Consider the following 19,551-nt stretch of genomic DNA (forward strand, 5'->3'; position numbering starts at 1 on the left):
TCCTGAACACCCATGAGCACTGAACTCAAGCAAATTGTCGCCGTGGCCATCGTCGATGACCTGGCGAAGCCCACCAAGCTATTGGCCGCGCGCCGCAACCGCCCAGCGGCCCTCGCCGGGCTCTGGGAATTTCCCGGCGGAAAGGTCGAACCGGGGGAGAGCGAAATCGAGGCCGTGCACCGCGAGCTGCGCGAAGAACTCGGGGTGCAGCTGCGTCTTGGCGCCCCAATCCCGGGCCCGCATCCGCAAGGCTGGCAGCTGAACGAGAAGGCCGCCATGCGCATGTGGTTCGCCCAGATCGCCGAGGGCGAACCAGCACCCCTGGACGGGCATGACCAGCTGGCCTGGCTCCAGCTCGATGACTCGCTGGGCGCTATCGTTCCATGGATTCCAGCCGATGCGCCGATCGTTGCGGCATGCCTGGCCCAGGCACGTGCAGGGGCGCAGCGCTGAACACCCGTAAGCTTGATACCACGCCAGCATCTGGCATATTGCCTATCACCGATATTTTTTGAGGAGCACACTTCGTGAAGCGAATTATGAGCGTTATCGCTCTGGCCTTCGCCGCCGTCCTAGCACTTTCCGGCTGCGTCAACATGAACGCAGAAGTCGACATCTTGGGCAAGGACAAGGTCGCCGGGGCCATGCAGCTGACCCTGCACAAGTCGACGCTCAACGGCGTCAGCTTCGAGGAAGTCCTCAACAGCCAGATCGACATCGAAGCGATGGAACAGCAGCTGGGGGACAAGTGGACCTACAGCAACGTTGATGATGGCGAGAACGTGGGCCTGCGCTTCGAGACCACCAGCCCGATGACCTACGTCCAGCTGGCCGACGCATTCAGCCTCTTCGGCTTCGAGATCAACCTGAGCGACGACGGGCAGGAATACACCTTCTCGATGCCGGGCGACAAGGCAGCCGTGGATTCCTCCTTCACCGAAGCTAACCTGCACGTCACCTTCCCGGGAGCTGTCACCTCGCACACCCCGGGTACCGTTGAGCACCACACCGTCACCTTCGACATGATCCAGGGCGCCGCCGCCTACGAGGCCACCGGCAAGGTCAACCACGCCATGTTCTACTCCGCAGTGTTCGGCGGTGCGCTGCTGGTCTTGAGCCTGGTCTTCGTGGCTGCATTCGCACCCAAGGCCGCCAAGGAAGCTCACTAGAAAGCGGCAACCCCGCTTCAAGGTAAGAAGCTTCACGCCAAGGGCCCGTCATCGGTGAAACGATCACGGGCCCTTAGCCATAGAATGGAAGCAGAGAATTCTACGCGTAAGTACAAGATAAGAGTAAGGATCGATCGATCCCATGTCTGATCAGACAACTGAACAAGCTCCTGTCGGGGAGTCAAATGTTCCGCACCCAACCGATGAAGCAGGCATCCAGCATGCGGTCGACGCCGCCCTGGCAGCCATCGAGGCAGCTGGCGACCTGAACGAGCTGAAGGAAGCCCGCTTGGCCCATACCGGCGAAAAGTCGGCGCTGTCGCTGGCCAACCGGCAGATCGGCAAGCTGGACAAGTCCGAAAAGGCCGTGGCCGGCAAGCTCGTGGGCGGGGCCCGCGGACGGGTCAACAAGGCGCTGGCCGCCCGCACCGTGGTGCTGGAAGAAGCCGAAGCCGCCCGCATCCTCATCGAGGAAACCGTGGACGTCACCGCGGCAGCCCGCCGCCGCCGCGTCGGCGCCCGCCACCCGCTCTCGGTGCTGCAGGACCGTGTCGCTGACATCTTCGTCGGCATGGGCTGGGAAATCGCCGAGGGCCCGGAAGTCGAATCCGAATGGTTCAACTTCGATGCGCTGAATTTCAAGCCGGATCACCCGGCCCGCGAAATGCAGGACACCTTCTTCGTGGAGCCTGCCGACGCGCACCTGGTGCTGCGCACCCATACCTCCCCGGTGCAGGTCCGCTCGATGCTCGAGCGTGATGTGCCGGTCTACGTGCTGTGCCCTGGACGCACCTTCCGCACCGATGAGCTGGACGCCACCCACACCCCGGTCTTCCACCAGTTCGAGGGCCTTGCCGTGGACAAGGGCCTGACCATGGCCGACCTGCGCGGCACCCTGGAGCACTTCGCCCGGCAGATGTTCGGCGCCGAAGCGCAGATCCGCCTGCGCCCTGCCTACTTCCCTTTCACCGAGCCATCGGCCGAGCTGGACATCTGGCACCCGGGTGCCAAGGGCGGTCCGCGCTGGATCGAGTGGGGCGGCTGCGGCATGATCAACCCGAACGTGCTGCGCGCCGCAGGCATTGATCCGGAAGAGTACTCCGGCTTCGCCTTCGGCATGGGCATCGAGCGCACGCTCATGTTCCGCAACGATGTCCCCGACATGCACGACATGATCGAGGGCGACATCCGTTTCAGCCAGCACTTCGGGATGGAGATCTAAGCAATGCGTATTCCACTATCTTGGCTGCGCGAGTACGCGCAGGTACCAGCCGACGCCTCGGCTGAAGACGTCATGGCAGACCTGGTCAAGGTCGGCCTGGAGGAAGAAGACGTCCACCGCCCTTCCGATGAGCTCTCGGGCCCCATCGTGGTCGGCCAGGTGCTGTCCCTGGAAAAGGAAGTCGCCTCCAACGGCAAGACCATCAACTGGTGCCAGGTCCGCGTGGTTCCCGAAGGGGCCGAGCAAACCCTGGCCGGCAAGGGCATCGACCCGTCCGGCGTGCAGGGCATCGTGTGCGGCGCGCACAACTTCGTGGAAGGCGACAAGGTTGTTGTCACCCTGCCCGGTGCCGTGCTGCCCGGGGACTTCAAGATCTCCCCGCGCAAGACCTACGGCCACACCTCGGCCGGCATGATCGCCTCCAGCCGCGAGCTGGGCATCGGCGATGACCACGACGGCATCATCGTGCTCTCCCGCCTGGGCCTGGACCCTCAGCTGGGCACCGACGTCATGGAGCTGTTCGGCCTGGATGACCAGGCGGCGGAGATCAACGTGACCCCGGACCGCGGCTACTGCTTCTCGATCCGCGGCGTAGCCCGCGAGTACGCGCTGGCCACCGGCACCTCCTTCACCGATCCGGCTTCGAAAGTGGTCGTCTCCGACGCGGCAGAAGCCGGCCATGAGGTCGTGCTGGCCGATGAGGCGCCGATCTACGGCGTGCCTGGCTGCACCCGCTTCGTGACCCGCGAGGTCAACGGCATCGACCCGAGCCGTCCGACCCCGCGCTGGATGGCATCGCGCCTGCAGCTGGCCGGCATGCGCTCGATCTCGCTGGTTGTCGACATTTCCAACTACGTGATGCTTGAACTCGGCGCGCCGCTGCACTTCTACGACGCTGACAAGCTGACGGGCGCCATCACCGTGCGCCGTGCCGCCGCAGGGGAGAAGCTCACCACCCTGGACGACAAGGAACGCGAGCTGTCCGTCGAGGACCTGCTGATCACCGACGAGTCCGGCGCCATTGGCATTGCCGGCGTCATGGGCGGCGCGGCCACCGAGGTCTCGCATTCGACCAGCCGCGTGCTGATCGAAGCCGCCCACTTCGATGCCGTGTCCATCGGCCGTTCGCGCCGCCGCCACAAGCTGCCGTCCGAAGCTTCCAAGCGCTTCGAACGCGGAGTGGACCCACGCATCATGCAGATCGCCGCCCAGCGCGCCGTGGACCTGCTGGTGGAGCTGGCCGGCGGCACCGAAACCGCCAAGGTCACCGATGCGGGCCAGATTCCTGCCGACACCACGATCCAGCTGCCGGCAGGATTCGCTGGCGCACTGGTCGGGGTGGACTACACCGACGAGCAGACCATCACTGCGCTGGAAGGCATCGGCGCAAGCGTCGAGCAGAACTCCGAGGGCTTCGCCGTCACCGCGCCAAGCTGGCGCCCGGATTTGGCCATCAAGGAAGACCTGGTCGAGGAAGTAGCCCGCGTCGTCGGCTACGACCAGATCCCGGCGACCCTGCCGGTGGCACCTCCGGGCCGCGGCCTGACCCGCACCCAGTCCCAGCGCCGCCGCCTGCTGCAGGGATTGGCGGATGCAGGGCTGACCGAGGTCTTGAACTACCCGTTCGTGTCCGAAGCGCAGAACAGCACCTTCGGTGCCGCGCAGGCGGGAACCGAGGTGAAGTCCATTTCGCTGGCCAACCCGATCTCCAAGGAATTCCGCTTCCTGCGCACCTCGCTGCTGCCAGGACTGCTGGAAACCGCCCGCCGCAACATCGGCCGCGGCTTCCGCGATCTGGCGCTGTACGAGGGCGGACTCGTCTTCCTGCCAGGTGAGCAGCTGGGCTCCTCGGTGCTGCCTCCGCTGGGCGCCAAGCCAAGCGATGAGGTCCTGGCCGAGCTGTTCAACGGCGTCCCGAACCAGCCATGGCACCTGGCCGCAGTGCTCACCGGCCGCGAGGCAACGCCTGCTGCCGGCTTCGCACCGCGTGCTTGGGACTGGGCCGACGCACTGGATGCCGCCTACTGCGCGGCGAATATCCTCGGCGTTGAGCTGGAGGTTGCCCAGGGCAGCCACCAGGCCTTCCACCCGGGCCGCGTCGCGGCGCTGAAGGTTGCTGGCGAGATCGTTGGCTACGCCGGCGAACTGCACCCGGCGCTGCTGAAGGATGCGGACCTGCCAGCTCGCACCGTGGCCATGGAACTGGACGCCGCTGCCATGATGGCCGCTGCACCTGCCGTGGTGGTCGCCCAGCAGCACCTGTCCACACAGCCGCTGGCTACCCAGGACGTGGCACTGGTTGTCGACCAGGACGTCGTGGCCGGCGATGTGCGCGACGCGGTGCGTGAAGGTGCCGGTGAACTGCTCGAAGACATCGCGCTGTTCGACGTGTACCAGGGCCAGGGCATCGAAGACGGCAAGAAGTCTCTGGCCTTCGGCCTGCGTTTCCGTGCCGCCGACCGCACCTTGACCGCCGATGAGGCGTCCGAGGCCCGCGCCGCCGCGGTGGCAGTGGCTACCGAGAAGTTCGGTGCTTCCCAGCGCTAGGCCCTGAATGTGCCGCATGCCCTGCTGCTATCTCGGGAATCGGGATAGCAGCAGGGCATTTCGCGTTCTGGCCGTGCACAGGGACTGCATGTTTGAGGTCTACACTTGATCTGGGATGAACCGACACGACGTCGAGATGCAGCAGGAGGCTGGAAGTGAAGGGATTGCGTTCTTGCGGTGCTGTGCTGCTGGTGTTCTTCCTCGGCATCTTGGCCGTTGCCGTGCTCATCGCGGCCGGATGGGCGGCGGTGCTGTTCATCCAGCGCGGCGCAGGAACCCACCTCGATGAGCCGCCCACGCCGAGCGTGTCGGTGGAGGAAGAAGCACCCGATCCGCTTCGCCCGTCGGAAACGTTCACGCCCTAGCTGGCAGGCGGCATCTGAACGGTGCGCATAGCCAGTGTCAGCGTAATGAGCCCGGGTCCTTCCCTCGCCTGGGCGATGAACCCGTAGCGGACAAGCACTTTCAGCGACGCGATATTCGCGTCGTCCACCCGTGCGATAAAAGCGCTGCGGCCGGATTCCTGCAATTGTGAGAGCCCTTCGCCGACGACTGCCTTCGCCAAGCCTTGGCCCCAGTATTCCGGGTCGATCCAATAGCCGATTTCGGTGGCCTGCCCGCGTTCGGTAGCGGTGAAGAGGCCAACCGGTGAATTCTGGCGGCGCGCGATGAACCAGGAGATCGACGGATCGCTCAGGGCGTGCTCCACGCGTTGCGCGGTGTATTCGTGGCTCCAGGTGCTGCCATCTCCGATAAAGGCCGTGACGCGTTCATCTGCCGCGAGGCGTGCAACGAAATCCGTATCTGTCGTGGCCATCGGCGTTAGCACCAGTGAAGGACCCATGGCTTCAGCCTATGCCGGTACGGCAGGAAGGCAAGCTTCGTTTCACGAGCCAAGCGGTTTCATGGCAAGAACCGTCAGTTCCCAGTAAAGACGGCCATGGCTTGGACTGGAGACCGAAATTTGGACTTGATCTGATTGAGTCGCACCGAGTTTGCGGGCATTGCTTGGAACACTGGCCTCTTCCATTCCCGTGGCAGGCACGGCAAAACAAAAGCAGGGAACGACGAAATTTCGTCGTTCCCTGCTGAAGTTGAAGAACATTACTTGGTTCCGCCAGCGGTAATCGGTGGCAAGTCCGACCATGGGAAGGTAATCCACTTATCGGTGCGGCGCCATTCATAGTCCGGGACCATGATGGTGCGTGGCTTGGTGTACAGGCAAACGGTCTTCACATCGGCGCCCCAGGCGGACACCAGATCGACAACCTTTTCGAGGGTGCGGCCGGAGTCGGAGACGTCGTCGACGATCAGGATCTTCTTGTCGCGCAGGTGGCCGTCATCAAGCATTGGGGGAAGAACCACTGGTTCAGGCAGGACGGTGCCGATGCCGGTGTAGAACTCCACGTTCAGCGCACCGCAGGCCTTGACACCCAGGGCGTAGGAAATGGAGCCGGCGAGCAGCAGGCCGCCTCGGGCAACTGCCAGGACGATGTCTGGCTCGAAGCCATCGTCGACAATGGTCTGTGCCAGCTCGCGGGATGCCGCACCGAAGGTGTCCCAGGTGAGGATTTCGCGCTCTGGTTCTGAAAGGACGGATGCCCCTGAATCGTCAATGCTAGTCATTCTGCAATTTTATCCCCGAATTCGTGGCAGCGATGCACAGTTGAAACCGACCGTTCACTTTTTCCTGCTGAGCCCGGAGGATTCCCATCCGCTGATTAGGCAAGAATAGGCATGCAATGGACCAGCTTGAGGAATCCATCACTTTTGGCGAAACCGTGCCAGGTGCCGGCGCATTGCGGGCTCGATGCGCCAAAAGCCTTCTTAATGATGACCCGTGCCGCATCCAAGATCGCTAGGATGGGAGAAAGGCCATCAGCCGGAGATAATCCGGAATCCCCATGAAGGAGACGCAACTTGAGCCCACGAACCTGGAACATCCGGATAGCCGGTGCCGCAGCCATGCTCTCTTTGGGACTGGCCGGGGCGTTGCCTGCCGCGCATGCGGCCATCGGAGTACAGGTCGCTGCGGGGCAGAACCTGGAATCGGTCACCATCGATGACTCCACGGGCAAGCTCAATGAGCAGCGGCTGCGTGATGCCTTGGAAGAACTCGATTTCAATGAGCCGACCGATGTGGCGATCTACGCCCGTAACGGGGAATACTCCGACGACATCAACACCAAAACTCTCGACTACGCCAAGTCAACGCATCCCGAATGGATATCCGGCAAGCCCGAAGACTACGGCGACTACTGGGCCGACGGCCTGTTCATCATCACCTTGTCCATCGAAGGAGAGGGAGACGGGCAGATCGGCACGTACTTCGGTGAAGACCGCAAAGTTTCCGAGAGCTCCATGGAGAGCATCCATGAAGCCGGCTACGACGATTTCAACCTGTCCCGCTGGACCGATGGCGTCATCGCCGTAGCCGACAAGGCATCCGTGATCATGAATCGTCCCTGGTACCAGCACCCTGCATTGTGGATTACCACCGGCATCGGTGGACTCGTTGCCGCCAGCGTCGGCGGAGCCGTGCTGCATACCCGGTCGGCACGGCGGAAAACCTTCGCCGAAGAACTGCACCAAGGCACCCTGCACCTGACCAACGTCACGATGGATCTGGAAGAAACCGAACTGGCGGCCCGTACATTGCCGTCCGCTTCAGGGCATGCCGCCGAGCTGGAACAGCGCTTCAGCAAGTTCATGGCCAAATACCGAGACTGCTTCGAAGCGCAGCAGTCGCTGGAGCAACAGAGCAAGAAAGAGCGTTCGGGCACCAACGGCGTGCGCCAGGCCAAGGAATTCCGCGAGTCAACCCAGTCCTTGGACCTGACGGATGACGCCATCATCGCCGCGGCCGCGCTCTATACCCGTTCGGCCACATGGCAAGATGCCTGGCATGCGCAGACCAAGCCGCTGGAAGAAGACCTGGACGATATCAGGGAATTGCTCAATGACGTCGAGCCGGAGCTGATGGGCAGCGCTGCCGCTCTGGCTTCCTACCGGGAAACAGCAACCACAGAGCTCAACAAGCTGACGGCGCAGCTGACCGAAGAATCGATCACCGTGGACCAGGCACTCGATGGATTATCCGCATTGCGTGCAGAGCTGACCGAAAAGCTGGACGTCTTCGCCCAAGCGCAAATCGAGGTGTACGCGGAGAATGCGGAAGAGAAGGCCGATATGCAGTCGGAGCTCAAGAAATCCCGGTACGAAACCCGTGCCTATGACGGCCGTTCCGGCACCATCTTGGATGTCCTGAATCCCGCCTCGATGTATTGGCGGGTGAGCGGCTACCACCACGGATATTCTTCAGGCGTCAGCGCAGTAACTGCCTCGCGTGAAGCGGCGAGCTCCTCCGGCGGAGTATCCAGCGGCTACTCCGGTGGCGGAAGCTTCTCGGGCGCTGGCGGATCCTCCCGCTTCTGATGAAATCCAGCAAGATCTTCGAGGACCTGTTTCCGCCGCCGGTGCGGGTCGTTTAGACCCGCATCGAGCTGGTGGAAGGCCCGTACTATCCCGAAGAAGAACGGTACATCGCCGATGCGGTGCCCGACAGGCAGCGTGAATTCCGCACCGTCCGGGTGTGCGCTCGCCGAGCCCTTCGAAAACTGGGCCATAAAGGCGCTGCCCTGGTCCCGGATGAGAAGCGGGCACCAATCTGGCCAGCTGGCGTTGCCGGGAGCATGACCCACTGCGCGGGCTTCCGGGCAGCCGCGGCAGCTTCCACGAATGATATCCGTGGCGTGGGCATCGACGCCGAGCTGCACGTCCCGTTGCCAGAAGAAATCCTCGACATCATCTCGCTTCCCGAAGAGCGGCCGATGGTCGAAGACCTATCGGCACGCTATCCGGATATCTTCTGGGAGCGGCTGATCTTCAGCGCCAAGGAAAGCGTCTTCAAGGCCTGGTTTCCGCTGACCAGGCAGTGGCTGGATTTCCTGGAATGCCGAATTCTCATCGATGCGCCAGCACGCCGATGCGGTCGCCCGCGCCCAGGCCCTGCTCGTGCAGCCGCCGGGCCTTATCCTTGACCTCGTCCAGGAATTCCGCGTAGCTTTCCACGCGCTGCCCGTCGTCGCTGGCCGGAGCGCCGGGGTGGGCCTTTGCAGTGGCCTGCAGGATGTCCATGAGGGTGCGCGCAGGCGGCGCCAGGGCACCGGAGGGGAACTGGGGTGGGTGGATTGGTGCATCCGGCGCTGGAGTTTGTCCGTTATCCATGCTGATCGGATCCGTCCCTTCACTAAAGTGCGTGTCGGTCCGCTGGGGGAGAGCGGTCCGGAAGCGAAGCGGATCCTGGAGGGGCGGAACGCGGGGTTCCATCAACCATTAAAGCGTGCCGCGGGCGGACCGCCGCAAGAATATGGTTGAACTGTCATGCATCTCTCAACTGTTGCGCACCGCCTGCAGCAGCCTGCGCGGGGTATCGTGCAGCACGTCGCGCATCCATCCCGCGCCCAGCGACCAGGATTCCAGCGCCTGGATCTGGTGGCTGTAGGAATAGGGGATATTCGGGAAGTCGGAGCCGAACACGATCTTGTGCGAGAGCCCGGCCACGAGCCGCGGATATTCCGCCGGCAGCGGGGCGATGCGGTTCATGAACCCGGTGCCCACCATGGTGGTATCCAGGTAGACGTTGGGATTTTCTGCGGCCAGCTGCGCGAACTGCACGTAGTCGGGCAAGCCGGCATGGGCGATGACCAGCACCAGCTGCGGATGCCGTGCCACCAGTTCGCGGATCGGCTCGATCCCGGTGAACCGGCCGGCATGCGGCCCATGCCCGCAATGGATCACCACCGGCGTCCGGGCCTCGGCGACCAGCTCCCAGGCGCCTTCGAGCAGCGGATCGAGCGGGGTGAAGCCGCCCACCTGCACGTGCACCTTGAACAGCTGCACCCCCTCGGCCAGCGCGGCGCGCACCAGTTCGGCGGCCCCGGGCTCCGGGTAGAAGGTGCCCGAACGGATCGCCTTGGGATGGCGCTGCGCGAACTGCCGCGAGTACTCGTTGAGCCAGGCGGCCATGTCCGGGCGGTGGGCATAATTCAAGGTGCCGTAGGCGATCACGCCCAGTTCCTCCAGCGCGGCGACGCGCTGCGCTTCGGGCATCCGGTAGCTGATCGGCCACGGGTGCCCGGTGCGCTGCGCTTCGCCATCGAAGTAGGACCAGACCTTGGCCAGCACGTTATCCGGCATGAAGTGCACGTGCAGGTCAATCAGCCCCGGGATGCCCAGGGCCTGCAGGTACGCCGGCACCTCCTCGTCGGTGGCGGGGCCGATGCCGGCGTGCCGGCCGGATTGATGCTCGTTCATGGCTGGGGATCCTGTGCTAGGGAACCAGGATGATCTTGCCGGTGGTGGCCCGCGATTCCAGCGCGGCGTGGGCCGCGGCGGCCTCGGTGAGCGGGTACTCGGCGCCGATGCGCACATCGATCTGGCCGGCGGCGACCCAGCCGAAGATGTCGCCGAAGCGCCAGTGCAGCTCCTGCTCGGTGGCCAGGAAGTCGTCGAGCTTCGGACGGGTCACGCTCAGCGAGCCGCCGGCGTTCAGCCGCTGCAGATTGAAGTCGGGCACCTGGCCGGAGGCGCCGCCGAAGAGCACCAGCGTGCCGCGCCGGCGCAGCGCCGCCAGCGAGGTCTCGAAGGTGTCCTTGCCGATGCCGTCGTAGACCGCATGCACTCCCGCCCCGCCGGTGGCCTGCTCGACGGTGGCCGCCACCTGGTCGTAGTCCACCACGTAGTCGGCACCGGCCGCCTTGGCCAGGTCCTTCTTCTCCTGGGTGGAGGCGGTGGTGATCACCGTCGCCCCCTTGAGCTTGAGCAGCTGGGTGAGGATCAGGCCCACGCCGCCGGCGCCGGCATAGGTCAGCACCACGTCGCCGGAGCGCACCATGTAGCTCGAATGCACCAGGTAGTGCGCCGTCATGCCCTGCAGGGGCAGCGCGGCGGCGATATTCAGGTTCACCGCGTCGGGCACCTTGCCCGCCCGCTTGGCATCCACCAGCGCGTACTGGGCGTAGCCCCGGGAACCGGAGGCGGTGGCCACCCGGTCGCCGACCTTGTAGTTCTGCACGCCGTCGCCGATCTGCTGAACCACGCCGGAGAACTCGGTGCCCGGGGTGAAGGGGTAGTCCACCGCGTACACGCCGCTGCGCTGGTAGGTTTCGATGAAGTTCACTCCGGTGGCGGCGATCTTCACCAGCAGCTGGCCCGGTCCCGGGGCAGGGACCGGGATTTCTGCCGGCACCAGTCCGCTGGCGTCGGACGGTTCGTTGACCACGATGGCTTGCTGCTGCATGGAATGGCGCTCCTTGGCTCTGCAGATCTCGAAACTCTGCGTATCTGGATCCCGGCGCTCGATGCGCTCGATGCCGGGCGGTCTCTACGGCCAGTGTAGGACTTCGGGCGGCCGTGCGGGCGCCGCGCGGGTGGATGTCGGGTTACGTGACGAAGAATTTTATGAATATTTATTAGCGTGCGTGAATATTTCGCGGTAGAATCTGGTCATGACGATTTCAGTAGCTGTTTCCGGCGCCAGCGGATACGCCGGCGGCGAGGTCCTGCGCATCCTCGCGGCGCACCCAGAGGTAGAGATCGGCGCGATCACCGCGCATTCGCAGGCCGGGCAGCGCCTCGGCTCGATCGCCCCGCACCTGCATGCGCTCGCCGACCGGGTCCTGGTGGACACCACCGTGGAAAACCTTGCCGGACACGACGTGGTGTTCCTGGCCCTGCCGCATGGCGCCTCGGCCGCCGTGGCCGCCGCCCTGCCCGAGAACACCCTGGTCATTGATGCCGGCGCCGACCACCGGCTGGAATCGGCCGCCGCCTGGGAGAAGTTCTACGGCTCCGAGCACGCAGGCTTCTGGCCCTATGGCCTGCCCGAGCTGCCCGGGCAGCGCCAAAAGCTGGCCGGAACCAAGCGCGTCGCCGTCCCCGGCTGCTATCCGACCGGCGCCCAGCTGGCCCTGGCCCCCGGCTTCGCCGCCGGGCTGCTGGAAGCCGACGACGTGGTCATCATCTCGGCTTCGGGCACCTCGGGCGCCGGCAAGTCGCTCAAGCCCCACCTGCTGGGCAGCGAGGCGATGGGCTCGATGAGCACCTACGGGGTGGGCGGATCGCACCGCCACATCCCGGAAATGGAGCAGGGCTTCTCCAAGCTGGCCGGCGAAGAAGTCACCGTCTCCTTCACCCCGACCCTGGCCCCGATGCCGCGCGGCATCCTGACCACCGCCACCGCCAAGGTGAAGCCGGGCGTCACCGCAGCGCAGCTGCGCGAGGCCTGGACCGAGGCCTACGCTCACGAGCTGTTCGTGCACCTGCTGCCCGAGGGCCAGTGGCCGACCACCGGTGCGGTGCTCGGATCCAACCACGTCCAGCTGCAGCTGGCCTTCGATACGCACGCGAACCGCGTGATCGCCACCGCCGCGCTGGATAACCTGACCAAGGGCACCGCAGGTGCCGCCGTCCAGTCGATGAACATCGCGCTGGGACTGGAAGAAAACACCGGACTGCTCATGCAAGGAGTCGCACCGTGAGCCTCGCCTACACCCCCACCCGTCCCTCGGCATCCGGCACCGGCGTCACCGCCCCGGCAGGCTTCGCGGCCGCCGGCGTGCCGGCAGGGCTGAAGTCCACCGGCAAGAACGACGTGGTCGTGGTGCAAAACCTCGGCCCGCAGTTCACCGCCGCCGGCGTGTTCACCTCCAACCGCGTGGCCGCCGCCCCGGTGCACTGGTCCAAGCAGGTGCTGGCCGATGGCCGCATCGACGCGGTGGTGCTCAACTCCGGCGGAGCGAACGCCTGCACCGGCGCCGAAGGCTTCGCCAACACCCATAAGACCGCCGAATACGCCGCGCAGCTGCTCTCGGTTTCCGCCGGCGATGTTGCGGTGGCCTCCACCGGGCTGATCGGCGTGCAGCTGCCGATGGACAAGCTGCTTCCCGGCGTGCAAGCAGCCGCCAGCGCCTTGGCCAGTGACCAGAACGCCGCCGATCAGGCGGCCGCGGGCATCATGACCACCGACACCGTGCCGAAGCTGGTCTCCCGCATCGTCGGGGCCCCGGGCTCCGGCCAGGTGGTCATCGGCGGCATGGCCAAGGGCGCGGGCATGCTCGCCCCGGCGCTGGCCACCATGCTGGTGGTGCTCACCACCGACGCGCAGCTGACCGCCGAGCAGGCCGATGCGGCCCTGCGCGCCGCCACCGCGATGAGCTTCGACCGCGCGGATTCCGATGGCTGCATGTCCACCAACGACACCGTGCTGCTGCTGGCCTCCGGCGCCTCGGGCACCACCCCGGACCTGGCCGACTTCACCGCCGCGCTGACCGACGCCTGCTGCGAGCTGGCGGCGAAGCTGATCGAGGATGCCGAAGGGGCCGATCACACCATCGCGATCCGCACCTTCAACGCCGCCACCGAGGCCGACGCGCTGGAAGTCTCCAAGGCCGTCTCGCGCTCCAACCTGGTCAAGACCGCCGTCTTCGGCAAGGACCCGAACTGGGGCCGCGTGCTCTCCGAGGTCGGCACCACCAAGGCGGCCTTCGAACCCGACGAGCTGAACGTCTCGATCAACGGCGTGATGGTCTGCAAGAACGGCGGCGTCGGCGAGGACCGCAACCTGGTCAGCCTCGAGGAGCGCAATGTGCGCATCGAGATCGACCTGAACGCCGGCACCGAGGAAGCGACCGTGCTGACCAACGACCTGACCCACGACTACGTCCACGAGAACTCCGCCTACTCCAGCTAGGCAGAAGCAAGGGAATTCAGCTATGGCCCACACCGCCCGCACCAACCTGGATACCGCCCAGTCCAAGGCCGAAGCGCTGATCGAGGCGCTGCCCTGGATCCAGCGCTTCGCCGGGAGCACCATGGTCATCAAATACGGCGGCAACGCGATGGTCAACGACGAGCTGCGCCGCGCCTTCGCCGAGGACATCGTGTTCCTGCGCCACGCCGGAATCAACCCGGTCGTGGTGCACGGCGGCGGCCCGCAGATCAACAAGATGCTCGACACCCTGGGGATCGAATCGGAATTCCGCGGCGGGCTGCGGGTGACCACCCCCGAGGCCATGGACGTGGTGCGCATGGTGCTCACCGGCCAGGTGCAGCGCGACCTGGTCGGCCTGATCAACTCGCACGGACCCTACTCGGTGGGCATGTCCGGCGAGGACGGCGCCACCTTGCAGGCGGTGCGCACCGGCACCATCGTCGACGGTCTGCCGGTGGATCTGGGGCTGGTCGGCGAGGTCACCCGCGTGCGCACCGACCAGGTCGACTCGCTGGTGGACGCCGGGATGATCCCGGTGATCTCCACCGTCGCCCCGGAGTTCGACGCCGACGGCGAGCCCACCGGCGCGGTGCTGAATGTCAACGCGGATACCGCCGCGGCGGCGCTGGCCACCGCGCTGGGCGCTGCCAAGCTGGTGATCCTCACCGACGTGGAGGGGCTGTACGCGGCCTGGCCGGACAAGTCCTCGCTGATCAGCTCCATCACCAACGACGAGCTGCGCACGATGCTGCCCGGCCTGGAATCGGGCATGATCCCGAAAATGGGCGCCTGCCTCAAGGCCGTCGACGAGGGCGTGGGGCAGGCCCACATCGTCGATGGCCGCCAGCCGCACTCGATGCTGCTGGAAATCTTCACCACCGCCGGCGTGGGCACCCAGGTGCTCCCCGCCGCCAACACCGCAAGCAACACCGCACAGAAGGACGCCAAGTGAGCGAGCACGCCGACCCAACCACCGATTCCGCGCTGGCCGGCAGCGCAGCCGCCGAGGTGGCCGGGCTGAGCCAGCTCTCCTCGGCCGCCCTGGCCGACCGCTACTCCAACTCCCTGCTGGGCGTCTTCGGCACCCCGCAGCGGGTGCTGGTGCGCGGATCGGGCTGCCACGTCTGGGATGCCGACGGCAACCAGTACCTGGATCTGCTCGGCGGCATCGCGGTGAACACCCTCGGCCACGGGCACCCGCTGCTCGCCTCGGTGATCTCCAGCCAGCTGGCCACCCTGGGCCATGTCTCGAACTTCTTCACCAGCCCCAGCCAGATCGCGCTGGCCGAGAAACTGCTGGAGATCTCCGCCGCCCCGGCCGGCTCCAAGGTGTTCTTCGCCAACTCCGGCACCGAAGCCAATGAGGCGGCGCTGAAGCTGACCCGGCGCAATGCCGGCACCGCCGACGCACCGCGCACCAAGGTGATCGCCCTGGAACACGCCTTCCACGGCCGCACCCTCGGCGCGCTGTCGCTGACCTACAAGGAGAAGTACCGCGCCCCCTTCGCCCCGCTGCCCGAGAACGTGCAGTGGATCGAGGCGGGGAACATCGAGGCGCTGCGCGCCGCGGTGGACGAGACCGTCTCGGCGGTGTTCATCGAGCCGATCCAGGGCGAGGCCGGGGTGCGGCTGCTTTCTGCCGAGTACCTGGCCGCCGCCCGGCAGATCACCCGCGAGGCCGGCGCGCTGCTGGTCTTCGACGAGGTGCAGACCGGCATGGGCCGCACCGGGTCGTTCTTCGCCTCCGCACCGGTGATCCCGGATGTGATGACGCTGGCCAAGGGCCTGGGCGGCGGCTTCCCGATCGGCGCGATGATCGTCTTCGGCGAAGAGAACACCAAGTGGCTGGCCCCGGGCGACCACGGCACCACCTTTGGCGGGAACCCGGTGGCCTGCGCCGCGGGCCTGGCGGTCATCCACACCATCGAAGCGCAGAACCTGCTGGCCCATGTGCGCGCCACCGGCCAGTGGCTGCGCGAGCAGCTGGCGGGCATCGAGGACATCTGTGCGGTGCGCGGCGCCGGGCTGCTCACCGCCTTCGAACTTGTTTCCGCGAACGCGCCGAAGCTGGTGGCCGCGGCGCTGGATGCCGGCTTCATCGTGAACGCCACCGACGAGCAGACCATCCGCCTGGCCCCGCCGCTGGTGATCACCACCGAGCAGCTGGGCACCCTGATCGCCGCCCTGCCGCAGCTGATCAGCGCGGCCAGCTAGCCGCCGGCATGAACCTCGCCACCACCCCTGAGACGAGCAAAGGAATCACCCCATGAGCGCAACCCGCCACTTCTTGACCGACCTGGATTTCACCCCCGACGAGCAGTCCAAGGTGCTGGATCTGGCCGCGGCGATGAAGGCCGACAAGTACGGCTACGCCCCGTACGCCGGCCCGCAGACCGTCGCGGTCTTCTTCGACAAGACCTCCACCCGCACCCGGGTCTCCTTCCACGCCGGCATCGCCGAACTGGGCGGCTCCCCGCTGGTCATCAACTCCGCCGATTCGCAGCTGGGCCACAAGGAGTCCATCGCCGACTCCGCCAAGGTGCTCGAGCGCATGGTCTCCACCATCGTGTGGCGCACCTTCGCCCAGTCGGGCCTGGAGGAAATGGCCGCGAATTCCTCGGTGCCGGTGATCAACGCGCTGTCCGACGACTACCACCCCTGCCAGCTGATCGCCGACCTGCTCACCGTGCGCGAGCACAAGGGCAAGACCAAGGGGCTGACCATGAGCTACCTGGGCGACGCGGCGAACAACATGGCCAACTCCTACCTGCTGGCCGGGGTGACCGCCGGCATGCACGTGCGCATCGCCGGTCCCGAAGGCTACCTGCCCGAGGCGCGCATCGTGGAGGCCGCGCAGCAGCGCGCCGCGGAAACCGGGGGATCGGTCATGATCACCACCGATGCCGCCGCCGCGCTCGCCGACGCCGACGTGGTCGTCACCGACACCTGGGTCTCCATGGGCCAGGAGGACGAGAAGGAAGCACGGCTGAAGCTGTTCACCGGCTACTCGGTGACCGCGCAGGCGATGAAGCTGGCCAAGGACGACGCGATCGTGCTGCACTGCCTGCCCGCCTACCGCGGCTACGAGATCGACGCGGAGGTGATCGACGGCCCGCAGTCGGTGGTGTTCGACGAGGCCGAGAACCGCGTGCACGCGCAGAAGGCGGTCATGACCTGGCTGATGGTCGCTTCCGGCCTGGCCGAAGACGACCGGGTGGAGCTCTAGGATGTCCGCCCAGCCCAGCACCAAGACCGCCCGCCAGGCCCGCATCCGCGCCTTCTTGGGAAACAACTCCGTCAAGTCCCAGGCCGAGCTGCTGGGCCTGCTCAAGGAGGACGGGCTCGAAGTCACCCAGGCCACGCTCTCGCGCGACCTGGTGGAAATCGGCGCGGTGCGCATCCGCGACAACTCCGGCCAGCTGATCTACGCGGTGCGCCAGGAGGGCGGGGACCGTTCCCCGCAGACCGCGATCACCCAGGAAGTGCTCGACGCGCGCCTGGCGAAGATCTGCGCCGAGCAGCTGGTCACCGCCGAAGCCAGCGGCAACATCGTGGTGCTGCGCACCCCGCCAGGCGCCGCGAACCTGCTGGCCCTGGCCATCGACCACTCGCAGATGCCCTCGATCCTGGGCTGCATCGCGGGGGATGACACCATCATGCTCACCACCCGCTCGGTCGACGGCGGCGCCGAAGTCGCCGCCCGCTTCCTGCAGCTGGCCGAGCCCCGCTAGGCACCAGCACCCTAGCCGCCGCGAACTTCTCCACAGTTCGCGGCGGCTTCGCCATGCCCGCCCCGTAGCGCCGGATGATCGGTGCATGGAACAACACGAACACGTCGGCACCCAAGGCACCGCAGGGCCTGCCGATCCGGCCACCGGCCTGGCCGCCGTATTGGCCAGCACCGCAGAGCAGCTGGCCAGCGGAACCCCGCTGGATGCGGCCAGCCTGCTGCGTGAAGAGGCCGCGTGCCTGAACCTGTTCCAGCACCTCGGCGCCCAGGCCTCGCGCAGCACCGATCCGCGCCTTGCCCTGGCCCACGCCTACTTCGCCGAAGCCTTCGGCCAGCACACCACCCGCGCCCTCATCATCGCCGCAAGCCTGGTGGAAACCACCGCAGCCCACGCCCTGGACCTCGATGAGTTCGACCACCTGCGCGCGGGCACCACCGACTTCAGCGCCCCGCCCCAATTCGCGCCCGGCCGCACCGTCTACCTGGATGCCGCCACCGTGCTCTCGCAGCTGCTGGATCTGAACTATTTCGAGGCCGACCGCCGCGTCAAGGACGCCCACCTGATCCATGCCCGCAAGGACATCTCCGGCGCCGCCTGCGCCCCGCGCTTCACCCTGCTTGCCGAGCACTTCGCAGCCCCCGCCCCCGGCCTGCCGGCTGCCGCCTCGGCCACCGCTGATACGAGTACCGCGGCGTCGTCCGCGCCCGCCGGCTGGGCCCTGCCGGCGCTGCACAACGCCCCGGACCCGCGCGAAGTGCTGAGAACCGCCCGCGCGCTGGACAAGTTCGAACCCGAAGACACCACCTTCGACGGCCTGCCCACCGCGGCGACCGCCAAAGCCGCCGACGGCATCTTGCTGGAGGAACACGCCGCCACGCATCTGAAGGAAGACCGGATCCGCATCCGCCAAAAGCGCATCAACGGCTTGATCAAGGACTACAAGGACGCGCACGCCCAGGGCAAGACCCCGAAACTGGGCCTTTTCCGAGGCAAGGTGGTCAACGGCGTGCATGAATTCATCGTGCGCGTGCGGGAGATCGACGCGGAGCTCTGGGAATCGCTGATCACGCAGGCCGACAACAAGCGCACCAAGGCCGGGGCCGCCGCCCGCCAAGCAGCAGACGCAGCAGATGCCGCCGGCGATGACCCGGCAGACGGCCAACCCTCCGGCAACAGCAGCTCAAATCAACAACCCGGAGATCCCGGCGATCCAGCGGCTCCCGGGCGGCCCACCGCCCGCAACGGCACAGAAGCCCCCGACGCGCCCGAACCCGGCGACCAGCCAACGCAGAATGGCGCGACCGGCCAAGACCCCGCGGGTGACGGGCTCTGGCACAGCGGCCAGCCGGCCCCGGACTGGGCGGGAGTTGGGCTCGACGATCCACCCGATGGAACCCCACCCGATGGAACCCCGCCAGATGATGCCCATCCGGATCCGGACCCGCCGGATAGGCCGAACCCGCAGGACCCGCTACCGGGCCTGCCGGACACCTGCTCGGTACCCGAACGCCGGCTCAACGCGCTGAACGCGATCCTGCGCAATACCGGCAGGGAAAGCAACGGCCAACGCATCATCCCTGAAATCGTGGTGCACGCGCACCTCGAAGATCTCCAGGATCTCGCATCGCTCACCGGCGTCAGCGCCCACGGCGTGAAAATCCCAGCGCCGCAGCTGCGCACCGTGCTGTGCGAAGCGAAGGTGCTCAGCCCGATCTACGACGCTGACGGGATGGTCATGGACATCGGCCGCGACGCCAGGTACTTCCCGCGCTGGATGAAGCTTGCCGCCCGCGACCGGGACGGCGGTTGCCTGGTCCCTGGCTACACGCAGGACCCGGCCCTGCTCGAATTCCACCACTTCAGGCCATGGGCCAAGGGAGGCCGGACCCGGCTCCAGGACTGCTGCCCGCTGTGCGCAGCGCACCACACCATGGTGCACAGCGGCTACCTGAAAGTGGTCAAGGTCAGGGGACTGCCCCACATCATCCTGCCCAAGCACCTCGATCCGCTGCAACTGCCGCAACGCAACGCCTATTTCGCCCGGACCTAGCTGCCTGGGATCGCAAAACTGCCGCGCACTCGGTACCAAGTGCGCGGCAGTTTTCGTGC

The 19,551-nt window shown here is 66.3% G+C and carries 19 protein-coding genes; 14 read left to right on the top strand and 5 right to left on the bottom strand.

What is annotated here, in order from left to right; genetic code table 11:
* The first annotated feature begins 12 nt into the window (after window positions 1-12).
* The 5 genes from ANI01nite_RS09280 to ANI01nite_RS09300 all read left to right on the top strand — a co-directional run bounded on the left by ANI01nite_RS09280 (window position 13) and on the right by ANI01nite_RS09300 (window position 5,303).
* On the top strand, window positions 13-453 hold the full coding sequence (locus ANI01nite_RS09280) for a (deoxy)nucleoside triphosphate pyrophosphohydrolase (RefSeq protein WP_073706803.1): 441 nt from the start codon (window positions 13-15) through the stop codon (window positions 451-453).
* Between the two features lie 74 nt (window positions 454-527).
* On the top strand, window positions 528-1,169 hold the full coding sequence (locus tag ANI01nite_RS09285) for an LppM family (lipo)protein (protein WP_141357556.1): 642 nt from the start codon (window positions 528-530) through the stop codon (window positions 1,167-1,169).
* Window positions 1,170-1,311: 142 nt separating this feature from the next.
* Window positions 1,312-2,391 (top strand): phenylalanine--tRNA ligase subunit alpha, encoded by a 1,080-nt coding sequence (gene pheS / locus ANI01nite_RS09290; protein WP_128469891.1) that lies wholly within the window; start codon window positions 1,312-1,314, stop codon window positions 2,389-2,391.
* Window positions 2,392-2,394: 3 nt separating this feature from the next.
* Window positions 2,395-4,938: a phenylalanine--tRNA ligase subunit beta gene (gene pheT / locus ANI01nite_RS09295; protein ID WP_141357558.1), complete on the top strand. Its 2,544-nt coding sequence runs from the start codon at window positions 2,395-2,397 to the stop codon at window positions 4,936-4,938.
* 155 nt (window positions 4,939-5,093) lie between these two features.
* Complete coding sequence (locus tag ANI01nite_RS09300; protein WP_038993684.1) at window positions 5,094-5,303, top strand: hypothetical protein; 210 nt, start codon at window positions 5,094-5,096, stop codon at window positions 5,301-5,303.
* On the opposite strand, the gene ANI01nite_RS09305 is transcribed toward ANI01nite_RS09300, so the two are convergent.
* Window positions 5,300-5,782: a GNAT family N-acetyltransferase gene (locus tag ANI01nite_RS09305; protein ID WP_141357560.1), complete on the bottom strand. Its 483-nt coding sequence runs from the start codon at window positions 5,780-5,782 to the stop codon at window positions 5,300-5,302. The two genes, ANI01nite_RS09300 and ANI01nite_RS09305, sit on opposite strands and share 4 nt — an antisense overlap.
* A 260-nt stretch (window positions 5,783-6,042) precedes the next feature.
* Complete coding sequence (locus tag ANI01nite_RS09310) at window positions 6,043-6,564, bottom strand: phosphoribosyltransferase (protein WP_141357562.1); 522 nt, start codon at window positions 6,562-6,564, stop codon at window positions 6,043-6,045.
* Between the two features lie 294 nt (window positions 6,565-6,858).
* Between ANI01nite_RS09310 and ANI01nite_RS09315 the strand changes: the two genes are divergently transcribed.
* A complete protein-coding gene (locus ANI01nite_RS09315; protein WP_141357564.1) occupies window positions 6,859-8,373 on the top strand; it encodes a DUF5129 domain-containing protein in 1,515 nt (504 codons plus the stop codon).
* 71 nt (window positions 8,374-8,444) lie between these two features.
* Window positions 8,445-8,978: a 4'-phosphopantetheinyl transferase family protein gene (locus ANI01nite_RS09320; RefSeq protein ID WP_141357566.1), complete on the top strand. Its 534-nt coding sequence runs from the start codon at window positions 8,445-8,447 to the stop codon at window positions 8,976-8,978.
* Here the strand turns inward: ANI01nite_RS09320 and ANI01nite_RS09325 are convergent.
* The 3 genes from ANI01nite_RS09325 to ANI01nite_RS09335 form a co-directional block, all read right to left on the bottom strand.
* The gene (locus tag ANI01nite_RS09325; RefSeq protein WP_141357568.1) at window positions 8,902-9,165 is read right to left on the bottom strand and encodes an AMP-binding protein; all 264 of its coding nucleotides are present in this window, start codon (window positions 9,163-9,165) and stop codon (window positions 8,902-8,904) included. The two genes, ANI01nite_RS09320 and ANI01nite_RS09325, sit on opposite strands and share 77 nt — an antisense overlap.
* A 165-nt stretch (window positions 9,166-9,330) precedes the next feature.
* The gene (locus ANI01nite_RS09330) at window positions 9,331-10,254 is read right to left on the bottom strand and encodes an amidohydrolase family protein (RefSeq protein WP_141357570.1); all 924 of its coding nucleotides are present in this window, start codon (window positions 10,252-10,254) and stop codon (window positions 9,331-9,333) included.
* A gap of 16 nt (window positions 10,255-10,270) precedes the next feature.
* The gene (locus ANI01nite_RS09335) at window positions 10,271-11,239 is read right to left on the bottom strand and encodes a quinone oxidoreductase family protein (protein WP_141357572.1); all 969 of its coding nucleotides are present in this window, start codon (window positions 11,237-11,239) and stop codon (window positions 10,271-10,273) included.
* A gap of 208 nt (window positions 11,240-11,447) precedes the next feature.
* Between ANI01nite_RS09335 and argC the strand changes: the two genes are divergently transcribed.
* The 7 genes from argC (at window position 11,448) to ANI01nite_RS09370 (ending at window position 19,492) form a co-directional block, all read left to right on the top strand.
* A complete protein-coding gene (gene argC / locus ANI01nite_RS09340) occupies window positions 11,448-12,479 on the top strand; it encodes an N-acetyl-gamma-glutamyl-phosphate reductase (protein ID WP_141357574.1) in 1,032 nt (343 codons plus the stop codon).
* Window positions 12,476-13,690, top strand: a complete 1,215-nt coding sequence (gene argJ / locus ANI01nite_RS09345) for a bifunctional glutamate N-acetyltransferase/amino-acid acetyltransferase ArgJ (protein WP_141357576.1) — start codon at window positions 12,476-12,478, stop codon at window positions 13,688-13,690. The genes argC and argJ overlap by 4 nt, the downstream gene beginning before the upstream one ends.
* 22 nt (window positions 13,691-13,712) lie before the next feature.
* On the top strand, window positions 13,713-14,663 hold the full coding sequence (gene argB / locus ANI01nite_RS09350) for an acetylglutamate kinase (RefSeq protein WP_141357578.1): 951 nt from the start codon (window positions 13,713-13,715) through the stop codon (window positions 14,661-14,663).
* On the top strand, window positions 14,660-15,925 hold the full coding sequence (locus ANI01nite_RS09355; RefSeq protein ID WP_141357580.1) for an acetylornithine transaminase: 1,266 nt from the start codon (window positions 14,660-14,662) through the stop codon (window positions 15,923-15,925). Before argB ends, ANI01nite_RS09355 begins: the two co-directional genes overlap by 4 nt.
* A gap of 52 nt (window positions 15,926-15,977) precedes the next feature.
* The gene (argF, locus tag ANI01nite_RS09360) at window positions 15,978-16,937 is read left to right on the top strand and encodes an ornithine carbamoyltransferase (protein WP_141357582.1); all 960 of its coding nucleotides are present in this window, start codon (window positions 15,978-15,980) and stop codon (window positions 16,935-16,937) included.
* A gap of 1 nt (window position 16,938) precedes the next feature.
* Window positions 16,939-17,442, top strand: coding sequence for an arginine repressor (locus ANI01nite_RS09365; RefSeq protein WP_141357584.1), 504 nt, complete (start codon window positions 16,939-16,941; stop codon window positions 17,440-17,442).
* A gap of 85 nt (window positions 17,443-17,527) precedes the next feature.
* The gene (locus ANI01nite_RS09370; protein ID WP_141357586.1) at window positions 17,528-19,492 is read left to right on the top strand and encodes an HNH endonuclease signature motif containing protein; all 1,965 of its coding nucleotides are present in this window, start codon (window positions 17,528-17,530) and stop codon (window positions 19,490-19,492) included.
* Window positions 19,493-19,551: the final 59 nt, after the last annotated feature.

The sequence above is a fragment of the Glutamicibacter nicotianae genome (genome assembly GCF_006539525.1).
In the GTDB taxonomy this organism is placed as follows: Bacteria; Actinomycetota; Actinomycetes; order Actinomycetales; family Micrococcaceae; genus Glutamicibacter; species Glutamicibacter nicotianae.

Bases quoted from the DNA above. Each gene is read 5' to 3' on its own strand.
- ANI01nite_RS09305 (WP_141357560.1), bottom strand. From the start codon at position 5,782: ATGGGTCCTTCACTGGTGCTAACGCCGATGGCCACGACAGATACGGAT.
- argC (WP_141357574.1), top strand. From the start codon at position 11,448: ATGACGATTTCAGTAGCTGTTTCCGGCGCCAGCGGATACGCCGGCGGC.
- ANI01nite_RS09365 (WP_141357584.1), top strand. From the start codon at position 16,939: ATGTCCGCCCAGCCCAGCACCAAGACCGCCCGCCAGGCCCGCATCCGC.
- ANI01nite_RS09325 (WP_141357568.1), bottom strand. From the start codon at position 9,165: ATGGATAACGGACAAACTCCAGCGCCGGATGCACCAATCCACCCACCC.
- ANI01nite_RS09330 (WP_141357570.1), bottom strand. From the start codon at position 10,254: ATGAACGAGCATCAATCCGGCCGGCACGCCGGCATCGGCCCCGCCACC.
- pheT (WP_141357558.1), top strand. From the start codon at position 2,395: ATGCGTATTCCACTATCTTGGCTGCGCGAGTACGCGCAGGTACCAGCC.
- argB (WP_141357578.1), top strand. From the start codon at position 13,713: ATGGCCCACACCGCCCGCACCAACCTGGATACCGCCCAGTCCAAGGCC.
- ANI01nite_RS09335 (WP_141357572.1), bottom strand. From the start codon at position 11,239: ATGCAGCAGCAAGCCATCGTGGTCAACGAACCGTCCGACGCCAGCGGA.
- ANI01nite_RS09310 (WP_141357562.1), bottom strand. From the start codon at position 6,564: ATGACTAGCATTGACGATTCAGGGGCATCCGTCCTTTCAGAACCAGAG.
- ANI01nite_RS09370 (WP_141357586.1), top strand. From the start codon at position 17,528: ATGGAACAACACGAACACGTCGGCACCCAAGGCACCGCAGGGCCTGCC.
- ANI01nite_RS09280 (WP_073706803.1), top strand. From the start codon at position 13: ATGAGCACTGAACTCAAGCAAATTGTCGCCGTGGCCATCGTCGATGAC.
- pheS (WP_128469891.1), top strand. From the start codon at position 1,312: ATGTCTGATCAGACAACTGAACAAGCTCCTGTCGGGGAGTCAAATGTT.
- argF (WP_141357582.1), top strand. From the start codon at position 15,978: ATGAGCGCAACCCGCCACTTCTTGACCGACCTGGATTTCACCCCCGAC.